Consider the following 24446-nt stretch of genomic DNA (forward strand, 5'->3'; position numbering starts at 1 on the left):
GCATTCCTCAGCCTGCCCGGAACACCGTAACGCGCGAAGCCCCGCCGTCGGTGACGGCGGGGCTTTCACGAAGAGATGTCCGGTACGGGCACGTACGTGACCGGCCGGGGTGCTGCAGGAGCGCCGCAGGAGCGCCGCAGGAGCGCTGCCGGGCAGGGCCGGAGCCCTGCTCGGACGGCCGCCGGCTCAGGCAGCCGACGTCTTGGGCGCCGAGCTGGATCCCGCACCCGAAGAGCTCGACGAACCGGCGGACGACTTCGACTCGCTGCCCGAGGACGACGAGGAAGACGACGAGGAGCCGGAGTCCGAGGACGACGCGGAGCCGGACGACGAGGACGAGCTCGACGCGGGCGTGCTGCTGGACGACGAGCCGCGGCTGTCGTTCCGGTAGAACCCGGAGCCCTTGAACACGATGCCGACCGCGGAGAACACCTTCTTGAGGCGTCCGTTGCAGGCGGGGCACTCGGTGAGCGCATCGTCGGTGAACTTCTGCACCGCCTCAAGGCCCTCGCCGCACGCGGTGCACTGATACTGGTAGGTCGGCACTGTGACTTCCTCCTGGCACTCTCACTCAATGAGTGCTAACGACGCTCCATAGTGCAGTATTCCGGCCCGTCAGTCCACTGTTGCCGGTGAGCGGTGACCCACCCCACGTCCGACGACCAGGGTTTCGGCGCGCGGCACCAGGTGCCCCCGGAACACCGCCAGCACCACCAGCGCCAGGCCCGTACCGCACAGCGGCACCAGGAATCCGGCATGCGGACCGAAGTGGTCCGCCAGCAGACCGGCGACCGTCGACGCCGCGGCCTGGCCGAGACCGACCGCGCCGGTCAGCCAGGTGAACGCCTCCGTACGGGCGGCGGCCGGGACCAGCGAGTCCACCAGTGTGTAGCCGGTGATCAGCGCCGGGGCGATGCACAGGCCCACCAGCAGGCCCACCGCGCCCATCAGCGGCGCCACACTGACCGCCCACAGCGGGGTGGTCAGCAGCGTCAGCAGCGCGTACCCGACCAGCAGGCGGCGCCGGGGGCCGACCTTCCAGGAGATCGCGCCGCACACGATGCCCGCCAGCATGTTGCCCGCCGCGAAGACCCCGTACAGCAGGCCGTTGATGCCGGGCTGCCCGATGTCCTCGGCGAAGGCCGTGAGGGAGACCTGCATGCCGCCGAAGACCGTGCCGATGCCGAAGAGGCCCGCGATCAGGACCCGCAGGCCCGGCACCGACAGCGCGGACACGCGCTTGGCGGAGCTGTCCGCGGCCCGGTGCACCGGCGGCTGGCTGCGCCGCTGCGCCGCGAAGAGCAGGCCGCCGCCCAGCGTCAGGACACCCTCGGCGACCAGGCCGGCCGCCGGGTGGATGCCGGTGCACAGCGCGGTCGCCAGCACCGAGCCGACGACGAAGGTGAACTCGTCGGTCACCGACTCGAAGGCGGTGGACGTCGGCATCAGGGGCGTACCGGTCAGCTTGGCGGCCCACCGGGAGCGCACCATGGGGCCGATCTGCGGCGTCGAGGCGCCGGTCGGTACGGCGATGACCAGCAGCGCCCACAGCGGGGCGTGCGACAGCGCCAGAGTGATCATCGCGGCGACCGCCACCGCGTGCACCAGTACGCCGGGTACGAGCACCGCGCGCTGGCCGAACCGGTCCGCCAGCTTGCCGCTCTGCGGCGCGAACAGCGCCATGGAGACGCCGGTGACCGCCGAGACGACACCGGCGGTGCCGTACGAGCCGGTGGTGTGCTGGACGAGCAGCAGGATGCTGAACGTCAGCATCGCGAAGGGCTGCCGGGCCAGGAAGCCCGGCAGCAGGAACGCCCACGCCCCGGGGGTGCGCAACAGCTGCCCGTAACCGGGACGGGCCTCCTTGGCCGGTGCCTGCTGTGCGGGGGCGGTCGTGTCCTGGACGGCCTCGTCCTGGACGTCCTTGCCCGCGTTGTCCTTGACCGCGGATGCCACGGCCGAGCCTTTCTACCGCCTGGTAGCGCGCTGTCCGCGAGGTTGTCACGGGGTGTGCGCGCCGAGAGCTGTCCTCTCGCGCAGGACCGAGTGATACCGCGTGGTCCGCACCGGGGAGGTGGCTGCGTGTGGCAGGGGACCGCGGCCGCCGAGCGGTCGCGCCAGCTCTGCGTCAGGCAGAGTTGGTTCCTTTGATTGCCATGTCATAGTACAGGCCGATACGGGGGAAGCCCTGGCGTCGGCCAGGGCTTCCCCGGCGATTTTCGGCATGTCCGGCGGTTGGTCCCGGATGGTCGCCGGTGGCTGACCGCAGGTGCCGCCCGGCCGCCGCCCGCGGGTGCCTGCCGCCCGGCCGCCGCCCGCTGGGTGCCTGTCGCCGGTCGTCGCCCGCCCGACGGCCGGACGCCGTCGCTCAACGGGCCGGCGTGTGCGGCGGCCGCCCTCCGGGCGCTCCGTCGGGCCGGCCCCCGGCAGCTCCGTCCGGCCGTCCTCCGGCCTTCTCGTCCGGCCGCGCGGCGGACCGGCCGCCGGGCCGCTCCCCGGAGCCTTCACCGGCCCGGCCGCGCGACCGTTCACCGGCCCGCTCCCCGGCCCGGCCACCAGGATGCTCCCCCGGCCGCTCCCCGGAACGTTCACCGCCCCGGCCGCCGGCCCGGTCGCCCGGCCGCAGCCCCGCCTTCTGGATGGCCCGTCGTCCGCCCGGCCCGCCCGGCGCCAGCCAGCCGGCCAGCTTGCCGTGCTGGGAGACCGCCTGGAGCCGGTTCTCGACCGCGTCCCGTACCGGGTCCGTGGCCACGACCAGCAGGTCGTCCCCGCGGCGCAGCACGGTCGTGGGCGACGGGACGAAGCTGGTCCCGTCCCGTACGACGAGGGTGACCGCGGCCCCCGGGGGCAGCCGCAGTTCGCTGATCTCCACGCCGTGCATCCGCGACTTCGAGCTGATCGTGGTGGACAGCAGATGGCCGCGCAGCCGCTCCAGCGGCGCCGACTCGATCCCCAGGTCGGCGGCCTCCTCGTCGTCCCCCAGGCGCAGTTTCCTGGCCAGCCAGGGCAGCGTCGGTCCCTGGATCAGCGTGTAGACGACGACCAGGATGAAGACGATGTTGAAGACCCGGTCGCTGCCGGGCACACCGCCCACCATCGGGATGGTGGCCAGCACGATGGGTACGGCGCCGCGCAGCCCGGCCCAGGACAGCAGTGCCTTCTCGCGCCAGGGCACCTTGAAGGGCAGCAGTCCCAGGAACACGGAGGTCGGCCGGGCCACGATCGTCAGGATCAGGCCGATGACCAGCGCCGGTACCGCGTCGTCGAACAGCGTGTGCGGGGTGACCAGCAGGCCGAGCAGCACGAACATGCCGATCTGGCCGATCCAGCCGAGACCTTCGGCGAAGCCGCGGGTGGCGGCCGAGTGCGGCAGTTTCGCGTTGCCGAGGACCAGCGCGGCGAGGTAGACCGCGAGGAAGCCGGAGCCGTGCGCCAGCGCGCCGGCCGCGTAGGCGGAGACGGCGATGGCCATCACGGCGATCGGGTACAGGCCGGACGCGGGCAGCGCGACATGCCGCATCCCGTACGCGCCCAGCCAGCCGACGGCCAGGCCGATGGCCGCGCCGATCGCCAGTTCCAGGGCGATCTCGCCGATCAGCGTGTACCAGTGCTCCACCGGTCCGGCGGTGGAGAACGCGACGACGAGGATGACCACAGGGGCGTCGTTGAAGCCGGACTCGGCCTCCAGGACGCCGGTCAGCCGGGCGGGCAGCGGCACGTTGCGCAGGACGGAGAAGACCGCCGCCGCGTCCGTCGAGGAGACCACCGCGCCGATGAGCAGCGCCTGGCGCCAGTCCAGGCCGACGAGGTAGTGGGCGCCGGCCGCGGTGACCCCCACGCTCACCGCGACACCGAACGTGGACAGCACCGCGGCTCTGGGCAGCGCGGGTTTGATCTCTTTCCACTTCGTGCCGAGGCCGCCCTCGGCCAGGATCACGACCAGGGCGGTGTAGCCCAGTATCTGGGTCAGCTCGGCGTTGTCGAAGACGACACCGCCGAATCCGTCCTGCCCCATGGCGATGCCTATCCCCAGATAGATGAGCAGGCTGGGCAACCCGCTGCGGGAGGAGACGCGTACCGCTGCCACCGCGACGAGCAGGACGAGGGCGCAGATCAGCAGGAGTTCGTTGAGGCGGTCGACAGTCAGGACTGGTCCTTCCTCGTGGCGGGCCGGTCAGGCACGGGAACGGGCACAGGGCTGTGGAACGGGCGGGCTTTCCTTACCGTATCTAGTTACTGAGACTAACAATTTACCATTGCTTGAACCTTGAAGGTGCCGCCGGCTACACCGCGTAGGGCTCGGCGGACCCGTGCGCCTATGGTTGCTCCAGCACCCCCACCCTGCCCCTCGAAGGACAGAGATGCCCGCCAACAAGTCCGCCCCCGCCCCTGACAAGGCTGCGAAGAAGCCGAAGAAGAAGGGGCGGCGCGGCCGCCTCGTCGCGACCACGGTCGTGCTTCTGCTCGTGGCGGGCATCGGCTACGGCGCGTACTGGGGCGTCAGTACCGTCCGCGCCTCGTACCCGCAGACCACCGGTTCCCTGAAACTGGCCGGCCTGACCGCGCCCGTCGACGTCTCCCGCGACGGCAACGGCATTCCGCAGATCTACGCCGACACCGACGAGGACCTCTTCCGCGCCCAGGGCTTCGTCCAGGCCCAGGACCGCTTCTGGGAGATGGACGTACGCCGTCACATGACGGCCGGCCGCCTCTCCGAGATGTTCGGCCAGAGCCAGGTCGACACCGACGCCTTCCTGCGCACGCTCGGCTGGCACGACGTCGCGCAGCGGGAGTACGACACCAAGCTCTCCCCGGAGACGAAGAAGAACCTCCAGGCGTACTCGGACGGCGTCAACGCCTACCTCAAGGACCACGAGGGCTCGGCGCTCTCCCTGGAGTACGCGGCGCTCGGCTTCCAGAACGACTACAAGCCCCAGAAGTGGACCCCGGTCGACTCGGTGGCCTGGCTCAAGGCGATGGCCTGGGACCTGCGCGGCAACATGCAGGACGAGATCGACCGCGCCCTGCTGACCAGCCGCTTCAGCCCGACGCAGATCGACCAGCTCTACCCGAAGTACCCGGCCAAGCGGAACCGCCCGATCGTCGACGGCGGCGCGGTCGACCCGGTCACCAAGGACTTCGACGCCAAGGCGACGCCGAGCGGCGGCCTGCAGAACAACTCGGGGTCGGGAACCGGCACGGGTACGGGCTCCGGTGCCGGTACGGGCTCCGGCCCGGGGAACGGCGCCGGTACGCGTACGGGCCAGGGAGCCGGCAACGGCACGGGCACCGGTACCGGTTCCGGTACGGGCACCGGAACAGGTACGGGCACCGGAACGGGAACCAATTCCGCCTCCGCCGCCACCCAGGGCGTGCAGACCCAGCTCTCCTCGGTCTCCAAGTCCCTGGAGAAGATCCCGGCCCTGCTCGGCCCCAACGGCAACGGCATCGGCTCGAACTCCTGGGTCGTCTCCGGCGCCCACACCACCACCGGCAAGCCGCTGCTCGCCAACGACCCGCACCTGGCCCCCCAGATGCCGTCCCTCTGGTACCAGATGGGCCTGCACTGCCGCACCACCAGCGCCAAGTGCAACTACGACGTCTCGGGCTACACCTTCTCCGGGATGCCCGGCGTGGTCATCGGCCACAACCAGGACATCTCCTGGGGCATGACCAACCTGGGCGCCGACGTCACCGACCTGTACCTGGAGAAGATCAGCGCCAACGGCTACCTGGCGAACAACACGGTCAAGCCGTACAAGACCCGCAAGGAGACCATCAAGGTCGCCGGCGGCGCGGACCGCGAGATCACCGTCCGCACGACGGACAACGGCCCGCTGATCTCCGACCGCGACGACGAGATGAGCAAGGTCGGCAAGCACGCCCCGGTCGGCAACGCGGCACCCGACCGCGGCGACGGCTACGGCGTCTCGCTGCGCTGGACCGCCCTGGACCCCGGCAAGTCGATGGACGCGGTCTTCGAACTGAACCGCGCCAAGAACTGGACGGACTTCCGCAAGGCCGCCTCGCACTTCGAGGTGCCCTCGCAGAACCTGATCTACGCCGACGCCAAGGGCAACATCGGCTACCAGGCGCCCGGCCGGATCCCGGTCCGCGGCAAGGGGTACGACGGCACGCTGCCCTCCCCGGGCTGGGACCCCAAGGCCCGCTGGACCGGCTACGTGCCCCAGAAGGCGCTGCCCAACGAGTACAACCCGGCGCGCGGCTACATCGTCACCGCCAACCAGGCGGTCGTCGACCCGGACAAGTACCCGTACCTGCTGACCAAGGACTGGGGCTACGGCGCCCGCAGCCAGCGGATCAACGACCTGATCCAGTCGAAGATCAAGGACGGCGGCAAGGTCTCCACGGACGACATGCAGACCATGCAGATGGACAACAGCAGCGAGATCGCCAAGCTGCTGACGCCCTACCTGCTGAAGATCGACGTGGACGACGCGTACGTCCGCGAGGCGCAGAAGCTGCTGGAGGGCTGGGACTACACCCAGGAGCCCGACTCGGCCGCCGCCGCCTACTTCAACGCGGTCTGGCGCAACACCCTCAAGCTGGCCTTCGGCAACAAGATGCCCAAGGAGCTGCGGGTCGAAGGGCAGTGCCTCAACGTCCGCCCGGCCGACGACACCGGCCCGGCCGACGATCAGGACAAGCTGGTGCGCGAGTGCGGCCAGCGCGCCCCCGACCAGGCGCAGCCCGACGGCGGCGACCGCTGGTACGAGGTCGTCCGGAACATCGTCGACGACCCGAAGAACGACTGGTGGAAGACGGAGTCCCGGCCCGGCCGGGTCCTGGACGCCAACCGCGACCAGCTCCTCAAGCACGCCATGCGGGACGCCCGCTACGAGCTGACCAGCAAGCTGGGCAAGAACGTCGACAACTGGAGCTGGGGACGCCTGCACCAGATGTTCCTCAAGAACCAGACCCTGGGCACCAGCGGCCCGGGCCTCCTCCAGGGCCTGTTCAACCGCGGCCCCTGGAACGTGGGCGGCGGCGAGGCGGCCGTCAACGCCACCGGCTGGAACGCGGCCGGCGGCTACGGGGTCACCTGGGTCCCGTCGATGCGGATGGTCGTCAACCTGGCCGACTTGGACAAGTCGCGGTGGATCAACCTGACGGGCGCCTCCGGGCACGCGTACAGCGCGCACTACTACGACCAGACGGACAAGTGGGCCAAGGGCGAACTGCTCCCTTGGGCCTACTCCCAGAAGGCCGTCAAGGCCGCGGCCAAGGACACGCTGACGCTGTCGCCGTGACGGATGCCGTGACGGGGCGCTGACCTCGTAGACCGGGCGGGCTCGAATTTTTTCGAGTCCGCCCGGTTTTTTTATGGCGGCCTTTTGTGCGCCGTTATGTGCGGTCCTCTGTGCGGTCTCCTGTAAGGGGCGCCTACGCGGCGGGCGAGGTTGGGGGCGACGACGGGGGCGACGGCACCGCGAACCGGTGCACACCCCCCGGCGTCACCGCCACGTCCACCGGCCGGTCGTGCTCCTCGGCCGGCACCTCCGCCAGCACCTCCGCGTCGTACAGCAGCACCACCTTCGCCGGCCGGACGCCCGCCTGCTCCAGCCGCTCCAGCACCCGGTCGTACGACCCACCGCCGCGCCCGAGCCGCATGCCGCGCCGGTCCACCGCCAGTCCCGGCAGCAGCATCGCGTCCGCCTCGGTGACGGACTGCGGGCCCAGCCGGGGCCCGGCGGGCTCCCGAAGACCCCGCGCGGCCCGTACGAGGCTCTCGGCGCCGTCGTACGGGGCCCAGTCCAAGTCGTTGTCCGGCAGCAGTACGGGCAGCAGCACCCGCACCCCGGCGGCGTGCAACTGGTCCAACAGGGCGTGCGTGGACGGCTCGCGCCCCACCGACACGTACGCGGCGACCGTGCCCGCCCCGGCCAGCTCCGGCAGGGCCAGCGCGCGGCGCGCCAGCACCGCCTCCGCCGCCCGGATTTCACCGGCCGGCAACTGGGCCCTCATGTCCAGGAGATCGCGCCGCAACCCGCGTTTCCCACCGTCGTAACCGCTCATGATGCGCCGTCGCTCCCGCTCCTGTGACCCGTTCACCGGACCCCGCCTTCCGGTGCAAAGTGCCGGTTATCGTGATCCGCATGACTCCATCGCGTACTCGGATCACCAAGGCTGTCATTCCGGCAGCCGGTCTCGGGACCCGCTTCCTCCCGGCGACCAAGGCCACGCCCAAGGAGATGCTGCCGGTCGTCGACAAACCCGCCATCCAGTACGTCGTGGAAGAGGCCGCCACCGCCGGACTCAGCGACGTCCTGATGGTCACCGGCCGCAACAAGCGCCCCCTCGAAGACCATTTCGACCGCAATTACGAGCTCGAAGAGGCGCTGGACCGCAAAGGGGACGAGTCGCGCCTCGCCCGTGTCCAGGAGTCCAGCGACCTGGCCACCATGCACTACGTCCGCCAGGGCGACCCCAAGGGCCTCGGCCACGCCGTCCTGTGCGCCGCCCCGCACGTCGGCGACCAGCCCTTCGCGGTCATGCTCGGCGACGACCTGATCGACCCGCGCGACCCGCTGCTCCAGCGCATGATCGAGGTGCGGGAGCAGCACGGCGGCTCCGTCATCGCCCTCATGGAGGTCGACCCGGCGCAGATCGGCCTCTACGGGTGCGCGGCCGCCGCCCCGGACGGCGACGACGACGTGGTGCTCGTCTCCGACCTGGTCGAGAAGCCGGATCCGGCCGACGCCCCCAGCAATCTCGCCATCATCGGCCGGTACGTCCTCGACCCGGCCGTCTTCGAGGTACTGCGGCGGACCCCGCCGGGCCGCGGCGGCGAGATCCAGCTGACCGACGCCCTCCAGGCGCTCGCCGCCGACCCGGACCTCGGCGGCCCCGTACACGGTGTGGTCTTCAAGGGGCGTCGCTATGACACCGGCGACCGCGGCGACTACCTCCGCGCCATTGTCAGACTGGCGTGCGAACGTGAGGACCTGGGCCCGGAGTTCCGGACCTGGCTGCGCAGCTTCGTCAGCGAGGAGATGTGAGACCGTGAGCGCCACCACCGGCCGGCCCACCCACCAGGAACGCGTCTGGTCGGTGGCCGACCACCTCGACGACGTACTGTCCAAGATCCACCCGCTGGAACCGATCGACCTCCACCTCCTGGACGCGCAGGGCTGCGTGCTGGTGGAGGACGTCACCGTGCCCGCCGCCCTGCCGCCCTTCGACAACAGCTCCATGGACGGGTACGCGGTCCGGGTCGCCGATGTGGCGGGCGCCACCGACGACTTCCCCGCCGCCCTGACCGTGGTCGGCGACGTCGCGGCGGGCAGTGCCGAGCTGCCCGCCGTCGGTCCCGGCGAAGCCGCCCGCATCATGACCGGCGCGCCCCTTCCGCCGGGCGCGGAAGCCGTCGTGCCCGTGGAGTGGACCGACGGCGGAACGGGCGGCGGACCCGCCGAGGCGATGCGTGCGCACAGCGCGGCGCCCGAGGCCGCCGGCGGTGAGGTCCGGGTCTACCGCCCGGTCGACGAGCGCCGGCACGTACGCGCCCGGGGCAGCGACGTCCCGGCCGGCGAACTGGCCCTGCCGGCCGGCACCGTCATCGGCCCCGCCCAGACCGGCCTGCTCGCCGCCATCGGACGCGCCTCGGTCCGGGTCCGGCCGCGCCCCCGGGTCGTGGTCCTGTCCACCGGCAGCGAACTGGTCCAGCCCGGTGAAGAGTTGGCCCCCGGCCAGATCCACGACTCCAACAGCTTCCAGCTCACCGCCGCCGCCCGCGCGGCCGGCGCCATCGCCTACCGCGTCGGCGCCGTCGCCGACGACGCCGAGACGCTGCGCGCCACCCTGGAGGACCAGCTCATCCGGGCCGACATCCTGGTGACCAGCGGCGGCGTCAGCGTCGGCGCGTACGACGTGGTCAAGGAGACCCTTGCCGACCTCTCCGCCGAGGAAGGCACCGTCGAGTTCCGCCGGCTGGCCATGCAGCCCGGCAAGCCGCAGGGCTTCGGCCTCATCGGCCCGGACCGCACCCCGCTGCTGGCCCTGCCCGGCAACCCGGTCAGCTCGTACGTCTCCTTCGAACTGTTCGTCCGGCCCGCCATCCGTACGCTCATGGGCCTGCCCGACGTGCACCGCCACACCTCCCGGGCCACCTGCGGCGCGCCCGTCGACTCGTCCCCGCGGGGCCGGCGGCAGTTCCTGCGCGGCCGGTACGACGCCGACACCGCCACCGTCACGCCCGTGGGCGGCGCCGGGTCCCACCTGATCAAGGCGCTGGCCCAGGCCAACGCGCTGATCGTGATCCCGGAGGAGACGACCGAGGTCGCGGCGGGGGCGGAGGTGGAGGTCGTGCTGCTGGGGTGAGCTGGGTGAGGTGTCAGGGGCGGGGGGTGCGGCGGGCGGTGTCCGTACGGCGCCGTGGGAGCCGTACGTACGGACCCCCTCGGACCCCTCGGAACCGTCCGCACCGAACACGCGTGCCGTCGTCCGCCCCGGGCAGCCGGGTGACGGCCGACGCCTGCGGGTACGGTGTCGTCGCACAGGCGGCACGGTCCGGACCGGGAGAACGATGAGCAGCGGCCAGCAAGACCTCACCCACCTCGACGCGTCGGGCGCGGCCCGCATGGTCGACGTGTCCCAGAAGGACGTCACCGCGCGCACCGCCCGTGCCAGCGGCCGCGTCCTGGTCGCGCCGCGCGTCGTCGAGCTGCTGCGCGGCGAGGGCGTCCCGAAGGGCGACGCGCTCGCCACCGCCCGTATCGCGGGCATCATGGGCGCCAAGCGCACCCCCGACCTGATCCCGCTCTGCCACCCGCTCGCGCTCTCCGGGGTGGAGATCGACCTCCGGGTGGCCGACGACGCCGTGGAGATCCTGGCCACGGTCCGCACCACCGACCGCACGGGCGTGGAGATGGAGGCCCTGACGGCCGTCTCGGTCGCCGCCCTCACCGTCGTGGACATGGTCAAGGCCGTCGACAAGGGAGCGGTCGTCACCGACGTACGGGTCGAGGAGAAGACGGGCGGCAAGTCGGGCCACTGGAGCCGGTCATGACGCCGGACGCGCACCCCTCGTCCCAGCAGACCACCCCCGCCGCGCAGCCGCCCGAGGCCCTGCCCCGGGCCCTCGTCGTCACCGCGTCCAACCGCGCGGCGGCCGGGGTGTACCCGGACAAGGGCGGGCCGCTGCTCGCCGAGGGCCTGGCCGCGCTGGGCTTCGCGGTCGACGGGCCGCAGGTGGTCCCGGACGGCGAGCCCGTCGAGGCCGCCCTGCGCGCCGCCGTCACCGCCGGTTACGACGTCGTCCTGACCACCGGCGGTACGGGCATCTCGCCCACCGACCGCACCCCCGACGTCACCCGCCGCGTCATCGACTACGAGGTCCCCGGCATCCCGGAGGCGATCCGTGCCGCGGGCCGCGCGAAGGTGCCCACCGCCGCGCTCTCCCGGGGCCTGGCCGGGGTCGCGGGCCGTACGCTGATCGTCAACCTGCCCGGCTCCACCGGCGGTGTCCGCGACGGCCTGGCGGTCCTCGCCGACCTCCTCCCGCACGCGGCGGACCAGCTACGGGGCGGTGACCACGGGCCGACACCGGCGTCGGCACCAACACCGCCGCCGACGCCCCCGGACGCCACCCCCACCTCCACGGGGAGCGCACACTGAACGCCCCCTGGCCCGTCGTACTGGCGGACGGTGAGACCGCCCTCCGCCCGATAAAGCTGCGCGACCAACGGGCCTGGCGCGACGTCAACCGCCGTAACCGCGACTGGCTGCGCCCGTGGGAGGCGACCATCCCGCCGCCCCCGCCGGGCATCCCCGCGCCGCACCGGCCCACGTACCGTCAGATGGTCCGCCACCTGCGCGCCGAGGCGCACGCGGGCCGGATGCTGCCGTTCGTCGTCGAGCACCGGGGGCGGCTGGCCGGGCAGCTGACGGTGGCCGGGATCACCTGGGGCTCGATGTGTTCGGGCCACGTCGGCTACTGGGTCGACGAGGCGGTGGCGGGCCGCGGCGTCATACCGACGGCGGTGGCGCTCGCCGTCGACCACTGCTTCCGCTCGGTGGGCCTGCACCGCATCGAGGTCTGTATTCGGCCGGAGAACCTGCCCAGCCGCCGGGTCGTGGAGAAACTCGGCTTTCGCGAGGAGGGGCTGCGGCCGCGCTATCTGCACATCGACGGGGCCTGGCGCGACCACCTCGTATTCGCGCTGACGGCGGAGGAGGTGCCCGAGGGGCTGTTGAGCCGCTGGCACCGGGAGAAGCCCAGCACACCCCACAAATAAAATATGTGTTCGAATACTTTCACCAATTGACCACAACCGCGTACGGCTGATCTCAACAATCACAAAAAAAGTTCGAGATATCAGCCAGATCGTGCGACACACCGGCTCAATTGGCGGATGGCCCCCTGCAAACCCCTCTACCGTGTGAGACGTGAGCAGCAGCGGCCTCATCTACGCAGTCATCGTCGGGGCCTGGGCCGCCTACTTGGTGCCGATGTGGCTCCGCAGGCAGGACGAGCTCAATGAAGCCCGGCCGACGGAGCGCTTCAGTACCGCCATCCGGCTCCTGTCCGGGCGGGCGGCCATGGAGCGCCGTTACGCCAAGGGGCTGGAGGGGCAGGGCGGCCGGTCCACCGACGATGCGGGCGAAGCGCGTGAGCCGGACGCCGCGGCCGAGGAGGCCGACGTCCGGGAGTTCGACGCGCCCGCGGACGAAGCCCCGCCCGCCGCTCAACGCCACGCGGCACCCGCGGCCGGCGGCGCGTCGCCCGGCAGCGCATCCCCTGGTGGCGCGTCCCCCGGCGGCCGGCCTGCCTCCGCAGGTGCCGCCGCCTCCGGACCCGCCCCCCACCCCGGCAAGAAACCCGGCTTCAACCGGGCCTCCACCGCCGACCGCATGAAGCGCGCCAAGGTACTGGCCCGCCGTCGGCGCACCACCACCGTCCTCTTCCTCGCCTTCACCGTCGGCACGATCATCGCGGCCGTCGGCGGCCTGGCCTTCCTCTGGGCGCCGGCCATCCCCGCCATACTCCTCAGCGCGTACATCGTCTACCTCCGCGCCCAGGAGCGGCGCCGCTTCACCTTCACCATGGACCAGCGCCAGGCGGAGGCGGCCGCCCAACGGCTACGGGAGGGCAGGCCACGCCCTCCCCAGGCGTCCCAGCAGCCCCCCGCCGACGAAGCCCCCGCTGAGGACGCCGCCGCCACGCCCCCCGCCCCGGCGCACGCCGCCGCGCCCGCCCCCCGCCCCGAGCCGGCGTCGACGGCCGGCCGCCGCGCCCTGGTGGAGGAGACCGACCACGCGGAGTGGGTGGACCAGCAGCGCGAACGCGAGCGCACCGAGCCCGGCGGCTGGGACCCCGTCCCGGTCCCGCTCCCGACGTACGTCACGGCCCCGGTCGCCCCACGCGCCACCAGCCACGTCGACCTCGACGCCGACGACGCCTGGAGCTCCGCCCGCTCCGGCCCGGCCACCGAAACCCCCCAGCCCGCCCCGTCCGCCACCCCGCAGCGCCGCACCACCCCCGGCCGCCGCACCCGGGGCCGCACCCCCTTGTTCGACCAGTACGCCGACGAGGACCGCCCCCGCGCGGCGAACGAGTGACCCCCCGCAGCTGACCAGCACGGGAAGCGATTTTTGAGCACCCCGACAAGGATGCTAGAGTTTCACTCGTCGCAAGGGCCTGTGGCGCAGCTGGTAGCGCACCTCGTTCGCAACGAGGGGGTCAGGGGTTCGAATCCCCTCAGGTCCACCGACGATGGTTCTTGAGAAGCTCTCAGGAATCGTCAGAAGATCCCGTTCCGCCGGAAGGCGGAGCGGGATCTTTGCGTTTTTGCGGCAGGGGTGAGCTGGTGTCCGATCGCCCGTCCCGGTGCTCGTCCGACCATGGACAGGGGTGAAGGGATGGCCTGGGGGTGGTGCGCCTGGACGCGACGCTTCCGGCCGTCTGGAGGCGCGACGGCTCGCGGCTCGCGGCTCGTGATGCCAGCCCCCAGGTGTTCGTCTGGATCATCCGTGGGTGATCAGGCCAAGGGCTCCGGAGCTCTCCATCAGGGCGAGAAGCGGCCCCCTCCTGGAATCCGGGATCTCTGCCGGAGTCTCGGTGAGCGGCCGCGGTCGGCATCCTCTGATCCGTACCTATCTCTGCCAGGGTCGGGGCCTTGTCCCGGGCCTTGTGGTCGCGCGTCCGGCCCGCGTAACCCGGCACCGCGGAGCGGCGTGATCCTCGCTCGTGAGGGAACGCCGGGTCTCGCGCGTGATTGTCAGGTGGACCAGCCGTTCGCCGGCTGTCGCAAGTGGCGGCAGAAGCTGAAGCTGACCTGCCTCACCGCCACGCCCCAGAAGACCTGATGTCGGTGACGCCGGATATGTTGCCGTAAACAAGCACAATCCTGGAGGGGGCATGCCGCCTGAGGAAACCTCTCGCCGCACTTCTGTCCGTCATGCCGGCCCATGACGGTGCGGATGAGCAGGTGGACTGGGATGCGCTGCGAAGAGCTTGGGGAGTCGGATTCCCTTCCGACTACACCGCCTTCATGGCCACCTATGGAGCTGGAGGCATGAATGATGCGTTCAGCGTTCTCACTCCGGAAGCGACTACGCAGGCGCCAGAGGGGCCATCGAGTTGTGGCGGTGGTTCCGGTTTCGGCGCAGGCGGTGCGCTTGACTAGACCGTCCCGTTCGAGGCGGAGGGCAGGGACGCGTCGGGGAGCTGGGGAAGGCCGCCTCGGGGCCCGGCTGCCCGACGGTTGCAAGGAGCTGATCGATACGTATGGCGGCGGCTTCGACGAACTCCCAGCGTAAGAGCACCTGTAACGGTCGGCCTCTGGCTCGAAGTGATCACCGCCGCTAATGAGGGTGACGCTTCCGAGGTCGTCATGGGTTGGGCGGGTGTCACTGCGGCGGATCACGGATCACGGATCACGACTCGACGGTTGATGTCGGTTGGCGTGTCAACGGGCCCTAACTGCGCTGTCGCGGCGGCCAGTTGTCATACTGGATCTGTTCCGTATGCAGCTAGGGGGAGGCGTTGTACATGGTTCGCACGGTGGTTCCGGTGGGGTTGGCGGTTGTTCTGGCGGCAGTTGGGGTGCTGCATTTCGTCTGGGCTTTCTCGACCTGGCCGATGAAGGACACGGTGACGTTCACCAAGACGATCGGTGGCAGTGACGACGGTGTGATGCCGTCGGCGCCGAGCACGATTCTGGTGGGGTTGGCGCTGATCGGTGGCGCCGTGCTCACGCTCATGGTCAATGAGTCCGTCCCGGCGATCGGCCCGGACTGGCTGCGGCTGGTGGGCATGTACGGTCTGGCCGCGGTCCTGCTCGCCCGTGGCCTTGGCGGGTACTTCATGAACTCCGGAGCCGCCGTCGAGTTCCAGCGGCTGAACAGCCTTCTGTACTCGCCGTTGTGTGTGGCGCTCGGCGTCCTGGGCGGGATCGTAGCGGTGGCCGCGAGCAGGCGCTGATCCTTCCGGGGGCGCGGTCGAACGAGGGTTATCCACAGGCCCAGTTGCTTGTCGGTCCTGGGCCCTAAAGTTGTTCTTTGCGGGGCCGGTGGGCTTCGTCATGGGTACGTGATCGGGTATCCGATGGCGGTAGCGACGGGAGGACACATGGCCAAGGAACGGGCGTTCGGGCCGCATCAGCTGGCCGAGTGGCTGGGGATCGAGCCGCGGCACGTGCGGCGTGCCGAGACCCGGGGGCTGATTCCGCCCCCGGACGTGGGGGACGAACGATGGTCGGTGGGGTTGGCCAAGACGCTGCCGGACCGGGTCGAGGAGATCCTGTCCGTGGTGGGGGACGAGAACTACGGGGAAGCGCAGGGCGCCGGGAAGACCGGACGCCGCCAGCCGGCCAAGGGGGACGCGTTCGGGCCGCACCAGCTGGCGAGTGAGCTGGACCTCCAGCGGTGGCAGGTCGGCCGGGCCGAGCAGCGGGGATTGCTCCCGCCGCCGGACGTGGACGGCAAGCGATGGTCGCGGGAGGTCGTGGACGGCTTGCGGGAGCGGGTGGCGGAGATCAGGGAAGAGCTGGGCGACCACCCCGGGCTGGGGTCGATCGACGCGGCGAAGCACCTGGCCGGGCGTACGGAGCTGGAGGTGGAGCGGGAGGACGTGCGGATGCTGGCGGGGCAGGGGCATCTTCGGCCGGTGGGGGAGTTCCGGGGGTATCCCATGTTCAGCCTGGAGAGCCTCGACGGGCTGGACGGCGAGTTGGTCGCGGCGGTGGTGGATGAGCGGCAGCGGTGGATGGAACGGAGTGTGACGGCCAAGGAGGCGGCGGCGCTGTTGGGGTGGTCGGCCGGCCGCTTCGAGGTGGCGGCGGAGCGGAACGGTCTGGCCCCGGGGCGGCTCGGCCGGTACGACCGGGCGGAGGTCGAGGGGTTGCCGGAGAGGGACCGGGAGAGGGGGGAGGGGCAGGGCTAGGCGGGGGAGTAGCGGGAGGAAAGGGGCGGGAGGAGGCTGGGACAGGGGATCGGGAAACGTCCGGAAGGTCCGGGGAGAAGGGCGGGGAGGCGGCTGGTTGGAGCTGTGCGGTGCCGTTGATTGGGATGTTCGCGCTGGTGGCGGCCACTTCCTGGAGGGGCGGGCCCGTACGCGGGTGGCACCGGTGGTGTCGGTGACCGTCCACTGCGCCACCAGCGCTGTGGGCTGGTTCGGGCTCGCACCGGCCCTGGGGCAGTGGGGCCCGCGAGGCTGCCTGCCGTCGCCTCCGCCTGGTCGGCGATCGGCTGACCCTTGGGGCTGACCATGCTCGGCGGATGCGTGGGGAGGGGGGAGAGCTACTGGCTGGTCCTCCGACGCTCCGACGCTCTGACGCCCCGGCACCGCGGCGGTCCGGCGCCACGAGGTCGACGCGCTCATGGTTCTCATGGCCCGGCTCCGCGCGTGCCGGTGATCGCTCTGTGGGGTGCCGTGATGCGGGGGTCTGTTCGGTGCGCCGTTCGGTGTGCGGACCGCGGTCCGGCTGGGCTCCGGTGAGCGGAAGGTCGTCGGGCTGGGGGTGGGTGAGCGGGATGCCGTTGGGCGGGGTATGGGTGAGCGGACTGCTGTCGGGTCGGGGGGTGGTGAGCGGGCTGCCGTCGGGGTGAGCGTGGGGTTGGTGTCGGGGTGAGCGTGGGGTTTGGCGTGGGTGAGTGGGCTGTTGTTGGGCTGGGCGTCGGGGCGGGGGTGGGTTGATGGTGGTCGTGGTTGTGGGTTGATGGTGGTCGTGGTCGTGGTCGTGGTTGTGGGTTGACGGTGGTCGTGGTCGTGTTCGTGGTGGTGCGGTGGGGAGCGGGAGGCGGGGCGGGGGCGGGGGCCGGGGGGAGAGGGAAGGGCGTGGCTGTTGGGGCGGGGGTGCGGGCGTGGTCGGTTGGGGTGGGGGTTAATAGGGGAGGGCACGGTGCGTGATGCGGATGCCGCGGCGGGCCAGGTAGGTGAGGGGGTTGATGTCGGAGCCGTACTTGCGGGTACGGCGGACCTCGAAGTGGAGGTGGGGGCCGGTGGTGCGGCCGGTGGCGCCGCTGTAGCCGATGCGGGTGCCGGCCCGTACGCGCTGGCCGACGCGGGCGGTGATGCGGGAGAGGTGGCCGAAGAGGGTGTAGTAGCCGTCGGTCATGTGGATGGTGACGGCCAGGCCGTAGTCGCCCGAGCGTTTGGCCAGGACGACGGTGCCGGATCCGACCGAGGAGACCGGGGTGCCGGTGCGTACGGCGAAGTCCACGCCGGTGTGGTGGCCGGCGGCCCAGTTTCCCTTGACGCCGTAGGGCGAGCTGACGCGGGCGTTGACGGCGATCGGGCGGGTCCATGTGCCCGCCGGTACGGCCGGGACCGCCTCGGTCGCGGTCAGGCTGAGGACGGTGCCGAGGGCCGCGGGGACCACGCCGCGCAGCAGGAGTCGTCTGCGGAGCCAGTTCATAGTTGTGAGGACACGCCCTACGCCGGGCGGATGCATCTGGAAACGCCCGGTGGGCGCCCGAACGGCGCAGAGGTTCCCCGTACCGGGTGGTAACAGGGGTGAGTCCGGGTGGACGGGGAATCAGGGCGCGCGGGTGGTGCTTTCGCGGAGTTCGAGGTGGGGGAGCTCGGCCTGGAGGCGGCGGGTGGGAGCGCCGTCGAGGAGGGACAGCAGTTCCTGGGCGGCCAGGCGGCCGAATCCCGCGGTGTCGCGTACGAGTGAGGTCAGGCGCGGGTGGGTCACGCGGCACAGGGGTGAGTCGTCCCAGGCGACGATGGACAGGGCGTCGGGTACGGGGACGCCGAGTCCGGCGGCCACGGCGGCGCCGGCCACGGCCATCACGTCGTTGTCGTAGACGATCGCGGTGGGCGGATGGGCGGTCGCCAGCAGGCGGCGGGTGGCTTCGGCGCCCTGGTCGTCGGAGTAGTCCGTGCAGACGGAGCGGACGTCGGCGGCGTCCAGGCCGAGGCGGGTGGCCTCAGCTCGTAGGGCGGCGACCCGGCGGTCGGTGTGGGCGAGGCCGGGCAGGCCGGCGATGTGCACGATGCGGCGGTGGCCGAGTGCGTGGAGGTGGTCGATGATCTGGCGCATCGCGGCGGCGTCGTCGGCCCAGATGGTGGAGAGAGGGGCCGTGTACGGCAGCGGCGGCCCGGCCTCCGCCCCCGTCCCCGCCCGCCTGTCCCCGATGACGACAGTGGGCAGGGCCAGGGAGGTGAGGAGGGACGGGCGGGGGTCCTCGGTGCGGGGGTCGACGACGAGGACGCCGTCCACGCGGCGTTCGGCCCACCAGCGCCGGTAGGTCGCGCACTCGGCGTCCAGGTCTTCGACGACCTGGAAGAGGAGGGCGACGCGCCGGGCGGCGAGGGCTTCCTGGATGCCGGAGACCAGCTGGAGGAAGAAGGACTCGACGCCGAGGGTGCGGGCGGGGCGGGCGAGGACGAGTCCGACGCAGCCGGAGCGTTCGCCGGACAGGGCGCGGGCGGCGCTGTTGGGCTGCCAGCCCAGTTCCTCGGCGACCTCGCGGATGCGGGCGCGGGTGGCGGGTGAGACGCCGTCGCGGTCGTTGAGGGCGAAGGAGACGGCCGAGGGGGAGACGCCGGCGCGTTCGGCGATGTCCTTCATGGTCGGGCGGCGGCGCGGGGGAGCCGTGGGGATGCGGGGGGCGTCGTCCGCGGTCGGGGGGCCGGTGGTCATGTCGTCCGTCAGCTCCTCCGGTCGGCCCGGTCTGCGTGGTGCGGCGGCCTGGACGGCGCGTGCCGCTAAACCGCATTAGGTCGTCGGGCTAAAGCGCATTAGGTGGTTCAGGATCACGGTGTGGGTGAAGGAAGTCAATCGTTGTACGGGATGTGGTTGAAGGTGGCGGGAGGTGGGGTGGGGTGTATGAACTGGCAGGCGTTGTTACGGAATTGAGATGGCGGGTTCGGTGAGTGGGAGCTTTAGCGCATTAGTGCAGATGGGGGTGGGGGCGAGGAGGGTAGAGGTGGGGGGGCGGGGAGGGTTTGGGGCGGGGGTGAGGGGAGTGATGGCGGGCGGAGTTGGGGGCTGTGCGTTGACGGGAGGGGGAACGGACGACAACGTTGGCATCGCCATTCGGCGGCGCGGCCGGTTCTGTGCCGGTCCGTGCGTGGCTCTTCGCTGTTTCCTCGCGGTTCCCCGACGCGGGAGCGCTCCCTCACGGGGACGTGCCTCCCGGGCAGAAGCGTTTCCCCGACGCAGGAGTGACCATGACGCGCAGGCACTTGGCTCCCGTACACAGCGCAGGCAACGAGCGCGGCGTGAACAAAGCGCGCGACGTGAACAAAGCGCGCGACGTGAACAACGAGCACGACGTGAACAACGAGCACAACGCGAGAAGCGTGCACAACGTGAGTGGAGTTCGGTCCGTCCGTTCCCGGCTGGTGCTCGCCACCGCCCTCGCGGCCGCACTGATGTCGGCCACGGCCGCCTGCGGTGTCGGCGGGGCCGAGGGATCTTCGGCCGCCGAGGGGCAGCCGAAGCGGACGGGCAAGGTGTCCGGTGAGATCACCTTTCGCACGCTTCAGTTGAAGCCGACCTTCACGACGTACGTGCAAGGCGTCATCGACGCGTTCCAGAAGAAGTACCCGGACGTGAAGGTGATCTGGGAAGACGTGCCGGGCGACGGCTACAACGAGAAACTCGTCGCCGATGCGCAGGCCGGCGGGCTGCCGGACGTGGTCAACCTGAACACCGACTCCTTCCAGCTGCTCGGCGACCGGGGGATGCTCGCGGACGTCGCCCGGCTGGACCCGAAGATCGCGCAGGAGTACGTACCGGGGGCCTGGGAGCAGTACAAGCTGCCGGGCGAGGGAAAGCGCGAGGGCACGCGCGAGGGCACGCGCGAGGCGGACGGCGTGTACGCGTATCCCTGGTACGTGACGCCCGAGATCCTCACGTACAACAAGGAACTCTTCGCCAAGGCCGGGCTCGACGTGAACAAGCCACCCGTCACGGTGGAGCAGTTCTTCGACCAGGCGGAGCGGATCGCGAAGGCGGCGGACGGCCGGTACAGCGCGTTCATGGCGGACCCGAAGGGGCGGCTGCCCGGCGACTGGCAGAAGATGGGCGTGCCGATCCTGAACAAGGAGAAGAGCGCGTTCGTCTTCGACACGCCCAAGGCCGTCGAGTGGGTGCGGCGGATGAAGAAGCTGTACGCGATGGGGGCGATGCCGAAGGAGTCGCTGACCAAGGCCGACGATCTCGCGCAGCTCTACGGGGCGGGGAAGCTGGTGTTCGGGCCCGGGTCGCCGGGGATCCTCAAGGACGTCAAGCGCAACTCGCCGTCGGCGTACGCGAACACGCAGGTGGCGCCGGCCGTCACCGGGACGCTGAAGCACATCGGCATCTACACGCAGTCGCTGGGCGTACGGAAGGACACCGAGCATCCGGACGCGGCGGCGGAGTTCGCGAAATGGGTGACCAACGGGCCGAACCAGGTGGCGTTCTCGAAGCAGGTGACCATCTACCCGTCGAACGCCAAGGGCCTCGCCGATCCGTACTTCGCCGACCGGGGCGACGGCAAGGACCCCGAGACCATGGCGCGCGCCATCGGGGCCGAGGAGCTGAAGGCGGCCCAGCTGGACGCGAACACACCCGTGGAGTGGACCACCCAGGTCGGTGACGCGGTGGTGCGGGAGATGCAGAAGGGGATCAAGGGGGCGGAGGAACCTGCGGCGGCGGTCAAGAACGCGCAGGAAGCGGCCAACAAGATCCTCGAACAGCAGCAGAAGCACCAGCAGCAGAAGCAGAAGCGGTAGTGACCGGTGATGACATCCGGTACGACGCGCACGACACACACGACACACACGACGATTCCCCCGGCCTCTCCCTCGGCCTCCGCCTCAACCTCGACATCGGTCCCGGCCACGCCCGCTCCCACCCGGCGCGCGGCCCGGCGCAGCCGCAAAGCCCTCGACACGGACACCGGTCTGGTGCACCGCCGCTGGTGGACGCCGTACCTCTTCCTGCTGCCGGGGCTGGTCATGGTGGTGCTGTTCAGCCTCTGGCCGTTCGTCAACACCGTCGTTCTGTCGCTCACCGACGCGCAGATCCTGCGTGGCGGCCGGTTCGTGGGGCTGGAGAACTACGGGCGGGCGCTGGACGACCCCGACTTCTGGACGGCGACCGTCAACAGCGTCGTCTACCTCGCCGTCGTCGTTCCGTGCCTGGTGCTGCTGCCGCTGGCGCTCGCCGTGCTCGTACAGCGCAAGGTGCCCGGGATCGGGTTCTTCCGTTCCGCCTTCTACACGCCGGTCATCGCGTCGGCCGTCGTCGTCGGGCTGATCTGGCAGTGGGTGCTGCGCAGTGACGGACTGGTCAACACCGTGTTCGAAAAGCTGCACCTGATCTCCGGGCCGATTCCGTTTCTGACCGATTCCACGATGCTGCTGGTCTCCGCCATGATCGTCACGATCTGGAAGGGCCTGGGCTACTACATGGTCTTCTACCTCGCGGCGCTGGGGAACGTACCGGCGTCGCTGTACGAGGCCGCCGCACTCGACGGCGCGGGTGCCGTACGCCGCTTCCTCAGCATCACCGTCCCCAGCGTGAAGCCGATGATGCTGCTGGTCGGGACGTTGTCGGCGATCTCCGCGCTGCGCGTGTTCACCGAGATCTACATCCTCGGCGGGGAGAGCGGCGGCCCCGGCGGCGGGGCCCGGACGCTGCCGTTCCTGATCCGGCAGGTCGGGCTGGGCTTCGCGGGCGAGACCGGTTACGCGGCGGCCGTATCGATCCTGCTGTTCCTGCTGACGCTGGCGTTCAGCCTGCTGGGACACCGGCTGTCGAAGGGAGACGTGCAGTGACCGCGCTGCCCTCGCCAGATGTACGGCGCGCCCCGGCCGCGGGCCGCGGACGCAAGCCGGCCCCCGGCCGCAAGCCGCCTCCCGTCCGCAAGCCGCCCCGCGGCCGCAAGGCCGTCCTCGGCCTCTCCGGCCGCTACCTCACGCTCTGCCTGATGCTGGTGGTGATGCTGGGGCCCATCGTCTGGCAGTTCCTGACCTCGCTGAAGGGGCGCGGGGAGGACGTGTACGGGGGTGTGCTGCCCAGCCGGCCGACCCTGGACAACTACGTACGGGTCGCCGAGTCCTTCCCGCTGCTGCACTACGTCGGCAACACGCTGATCGTGGCGGCGCTGGCCGTCACCTCCAACTGCGTGTTCGCCGCGATGGGCGGCTACGCGCTGTCGCGCGCCGGGTGGCGCGGACGGCGCGTCGTCTTCACGGTGCTGGTCGCGACGCTGATGTTCCCCTTCGAGTCCGTGATGATCTCGATGTTCCTCACGGTGCGTTCGATGGGGCTGGTGGACACGCTCGTCGGCGTCTGGCTGCCCGGCGCGGTCTCGGTGCTCAACCTGATGATCATGCGGGCCGCCTTCCTCGCCGTACCGAAGGAGGTGGAGGAGGCCGCGGTCCTGGACGGGGCCGACGAGTGGCAGCGCTTCACGAAGGTGTTCGTACCGGCGGCGAAGGGCGCGCTGGCGGTGGTCTGCCTGACCAGCTTCATGGGTGCCTGGGACGACTTCCTGTGGCCGCTGATCGTGCTGACCAACAGCGATCACTACACCCTGCAACTCGGACTGAAATCGCTGGCCGGAGCCACCACGGTCAACGACCAACGGCTGATCGCGGCAGGTGCGATGGCCGCGCTGATCCCGATGATGGCGCTCTTCTTCGCCCTCCAGCGGTTCTTCTTCAAGGGCGTCGGCGAGGGAGCGCTGAAGACGTGAAGGGAAGCGATGTGACGTCGTCCGCCGGCCGCGCGCCCCGTATGGGCGCCAACTACACCCCCGGCCACGGCTGGTTCCACCACTGGCTGGACTTCGACCTCGACGCCGTACGCCGCGACCTGGACGCCCTCGCGGCGCTCGGCCTGGACCACGTCCGGGTCTTCGCCCTCTGGCCGGTCTTCCAGCCGAACCGTTCCCTCATCCGCCCGCGCGCCGTCGAACAGCTGGGACAGCTGGTGGACGCCGCCGCGGGGTGCGGCCTCGATGTCGCCGTGGACGCCCTCCAGGGCCACCTGTCCAGCTTCGACTTCGTACCGTCCTGGCTGCGCACCTGGCACCGGCGCAACATGTTCACCGACCCGGAAGCGGTCGACGGCGCGGCCCGGTACCTGGAGACCCTCGCGGCGTCCCTTGCCGGACGTCCCAACTTCCTGGGTATGACGCTGGGAAACGAGGTCAACCAGTTCTCGGGGCCGCCGCACCCGGACCCCGACCCGTGCACGTACGAGGAGGCCGGGCAGTGGCTGGCCCGGCTGCTGGACGTGTGCGAGCGGGCCGCGCCGGGACGGCTGCACACCCACGCCGAGTACGACGCGGTGTGGTTCCAGGACGGCCACCCCTTCACCCCCGCCCAGGCCGCGCGCCTCGGCCGGGCCACCACCCTCCACTCCTGGGTCTTCAACGGCACGGCCCAGCGGCACGGCCACGACGGGACCGCGACGGTACGGCTGGCCGAGTACCTGATCCAGGTGGCAACGGCCTGGGCCGACGACCCGGCGCGTCCGGTCTGGCTCCAGGAGGTCGGCGCGCCCGCCCCGCTCGTACCGCCCGAACACGCCGCCGCGTTCGCCACCGCCACCATCGACAACGCGCTGACCTGCGAAGAGCTTTCCGCCATCACCTGGTGGTGCTCGCACGACGTGTCCCGCGAGCTGGCGGACTTCCCGGAGCTGGAGTACGGGCTCGGGCTGCTCACCTCGGACGGCGCCGTCAAGCCGGCGGGGCGGGCGGTGGCCGAGGCCGCGGCTCGGCTGCGGGCCGAGCCGCCCCGGCCGGTGCGCCGGACGACCGCGCTCGTCCTGGACGCGGGGGACGCCGGCACGGCGCCGCACCGGTCGGTGTGCGCGCCGGGCGGGGCCTTCTTCGAGGCGTGGGTCCGGCTGGCCGACCAGGGCGTACGGGCGGGAGCCGTCCTGGCGGACCGGGCGCGGGACGCCGCGTATCTGGAGGGGCGGGGGATCAGGGAGGTGGTGTGGCCCTCGGACGTGAAGTGAGGAACGGGG

Annotated in this window: 19 protein-coding genes and 1 tRNA gene; 14 read left to right on the forward strand and 6 right to left on the reverse strand. The window is 71.2% G+C overall.

Annotated features, from left to right (window positions below):
- Nucleotides 1–186: 186 nt before the first annotated feature.
- From OEIGOIKO_RS24475 to OEIGOIKO_RS24485, 3 genes are all read right to left on the reverse strand, one after another.
- The gene (locus OEIGOIKO_RS24475) at nt 187–546 is read right to left on the reverse strand and encodes an FmdB family zinc ribbon protein (protein ID WP_125055820.1); all 360 of its coding nucleotides are present in this window, start codon (nt 544–546) and stop codon (nt 187–189) included.
- A 69-nt stretch (nt 547–615) separates the two neighbouring features.
- A complete protein-coding gene (locus OEIGOIKO_RS24480; RefSeq protein WP_359872819.1) occupies nt 616–1839 on the reverse strand; it encodes an MFS transporter in 1224 nt (407 codons plus the stop codon).
- 529 nt (nt 1840–2368) lie between these two features.
- The gene (locus OEIGOIKO_RS24485) at nt 2369–4087 is read right to left on the reverse strand and encodes a potassium/proton antiporter (protein ID WP_246177517.1); all 1719 of its coding nucleotides are present in this window, start codon (nt 4085–4087) and stop codon (nt 2369–2371) included.
- A 274-nt stretch (nt 4088–4361) separates the two neighbouring features.
- Between OEIGOIKO_RS24485 and OEIGOIKO_RS24490 the strand changes: the two genes are divergently transcribed.
- Nucleotides 4362–7271 carry a penicillin acylase family protein gene (locus OEIGOIKO_RS24490; RefSeq protein WP_174857209.1) on the forward strand — a complete coding sequence of 970 codons (2910 nt, stop codon included), beginning with the start codon at nt 4362–4364 and terminating at the stop codon, nt 7269–7271.
- A 133-nt stretch (nt 7272–7404) separates the two neighbouring features.
- On the opposite strand, the gene OEIGOIKO_RS24495 is transcribed toward OEIGOIKO_RS24490, so the two are convergent.
- Complete coding sequence (locus tag OEIGOIKO_RS24495; RefSeq protein WP_125058913.1) at nt 7405–8037, reverse strand: 5-formyltetrahydrofolate cyclo-ligase; 633 nt, start codon at nt 8035–8037, stop codon at nt 7405–7407.
- Between the two features lie 80 nt (nt 8038–8117).
- On the opposite strand from OEIGOIKO_RS24495, the gene galU reads away from it, so the two are divergent.
- The 9 genes from galU (at nt 8118) to OEIGOIKO_RS42160 (ending at nt 16405) form a co-directional block, all read left to right on the forward strand.
- Entirely contained in the window at nt 8118–9020 is a 903-nt protein-coding gene (gene galU / locus OEIGOIKO_RS24500) for a UTP--glucose-1-phosphate uridylyltransferase GalU (protein ID WP_125055822.1), read from the forward strand.
- 4 nt (nt 9021–9024) lie between these two features.
- Nucleotides 9025–10341, forward strand: coding sequence for a molybdotransferase-like divisome protein Glp (gene glp, locus OEIGOIKO_RS24505; protein ID WP_125055823.1), 1317 nt, complete (start codon nt 9025–9027; stop codon nt 10339–10341).
- A gap of 205 nt (nt 10342–10546) precedes the next feature.
- The gene (gene moaC, locus OEIGOIKO_RS24510) at nt 10547–11029 is read left to right on the forward strand and encodes a cyclic pyranopterin monophosphate synthase MoaC (RefSeq protein ID WP_125055824.1); all 483 of its coding nucleotides are present in this window, start codon (nt 10547–10549) and stop codon (nt 11027–11029) included.
- Nucleotides 11026–11637, forward strand: coding sequence for a MogA/MoaB family molybdenum cofactor biosynthesis protein (locus OEIGOIKO_RS24515; RefSeq protein WP_246177518.1), 612 nt, complete (start codon nt 11026–11028; stop codon nt 11635–11637). The genes moaC and OEIGOIKO_RS24515 overlap by 4 nt, the downstream gene beginning before the upstream one ends.
- Complete coding sequence (locus tag OEIGOIKO_RS24520; protein ID WP_125055825.1) at nt 11634–12257, forward strand: GNAT family N-acetyltransferase; 624 nt, start codon at nt 11634–11636, stop codon at nt 12255–12257. The genes OEIGOIKO_RS24515 and OEIGOIKO_RS24520 overlap by 4 nt, the downstream gene beginning before the upstream one ends.
- A 151-nt stretch (nt 12258–12408) precedes the next feature.
- Nucleotides 12409–13581 (forward strand): divisome protein SepX/GlpR, encoded by a 1173-nt coding sequence (gene sepX, locus OEIGOIKO_RS24525; protein ID WP_125055826.1) that lies wholly within the window; start codon nt 12409–12411, stop codon nt 13579–13581.
- Between the two features lie 75 nt (nt 13582–13656).
- Nucleotides 13657–13729, forward strand: a tRNA-Ala gene (locus OEIGOIKO_RS24530).
- Between the two features lie 1284 nt (nt 13730–15013).
- The gene (locus tag OEIGOIKO_RS24540) at nt 15014–15445 is read left to right on the forward strand and encodes a DUF3995 domain-containing protein (protein ID WP_125055828.1); all 432 of its coding nucleotides are present in this window, start codon (nt 15014–15016) and stop codon (nt 15443–15445) included.
- Between the two features lie 147 nt (nt 15446–15592).
- A complete protein-coding gene (locus tag OEIGOIKO_RS42160) occupies nt 15593–16405 on the forward strand; it encodes a hypothetical protein (protein WP_174857210.1) in 813 nt (270 codons plus the stop codon).
- A 940-nt stretch (nt 16406–17345) separates the two neighbouring features.
- On the opposite strand, the gene OEIGOIKO_RS24550 is transcribed toward OEIGOIKO_RS42160, so the two are convergent.
- Nucleotides 17346–17879, reverse strand: a complete 534-nt coding sequence (locus OEIGOIKO_RS24550; RefSeq protein ID WP_125055829.1) for a M23 family metallopeptidase — start codon at nt 17877–17879, stop codon at nt 17346–17348.
- Between the two features lie 120 nt (nt 17880–17999).
- Nucleotides 18000–19112, reverse strand: a complete 1113-nt coding sequence (locus OEIGOIKO_RS24555; RefSeq protein WP_125055830.1) for a LacI family DNA-binding transcriptional regulator — start codon at nt 19110–19112, stop codon at nt 18000–18002.
- A gap of 530 nt (nt 19113–19642) precedes the next feature.
- On the opposite strand from OEIGOIKO_RS24555, the gene OEIGOIKO_RS24560 reads away from it, so the two are divergent.
- The 4 genes from OEIGOIKO_RS24560 (at nt 19643) to OEIGOIKO_RS24575 (ending at nt 24437) form a co-directional block, all read left to right on the forward strand.
- Entirely contained in the window at nt 19643–21193 is a 1551-nt protein-coding gene (locus OEIGOIKO_RS24560) for an ABC transporter substrate-binding protein (protein WP_246177519.1), read from the forward strand.
- A 171-nt stretch (nt 21194–21364) separates the two neighbouring features.
- Complete coding sequence (locus OEIGOIKO_RS24565) at nt 21365–22240, forward strand: carbohydrate ABC transporter permease (RefSeq protein WP_125058916.1); 876 nt, start codon at nt 21365–21367, stop codon at nt 22238–22240.
- Nucleotides 22237–23163 (forward strand): carbohydrate ABC transporter permease, encoded by a 927-nt coding sequence (locus tag OEIGOIKO_RS24570; protein ID WP_125055831.1) that lies wholly within the window; start codon nt 22237–22239, stop codon nt 23161–23163. The genes OEIGOIKO_RS24565 and OEIGOIKO_RS24570 overlap by 4 nt, the downstream gene beginning before the upstream one ends.
- A 41-nt stretch (nt 23164–23204) precedes the next feature.
- Nucleotides 23205–24437, forward strand: coding sequence for a glycoside hydrolase 5 family protein (locus tag OEIGOIKO_RS24575; RefSeq protein WP_125058917.1), 1233 nt, complete (start codon nt 23205–23207; stop codon nt 24435–24437).
- Nucleotides 24438–24446 lie beyond the last annotated feature (9 nt).

The sequence above is a fragment of the Streptomyces paromomycinus genome (assembly GCF_003865155.1).
GTDB classification, from domain to species: Bacteria; Actinomycetota; Actinomycetes; order Streptomycetales; family Streptomycetaceae; genus Streptomyces; species Streptomyces chrestomyceticus.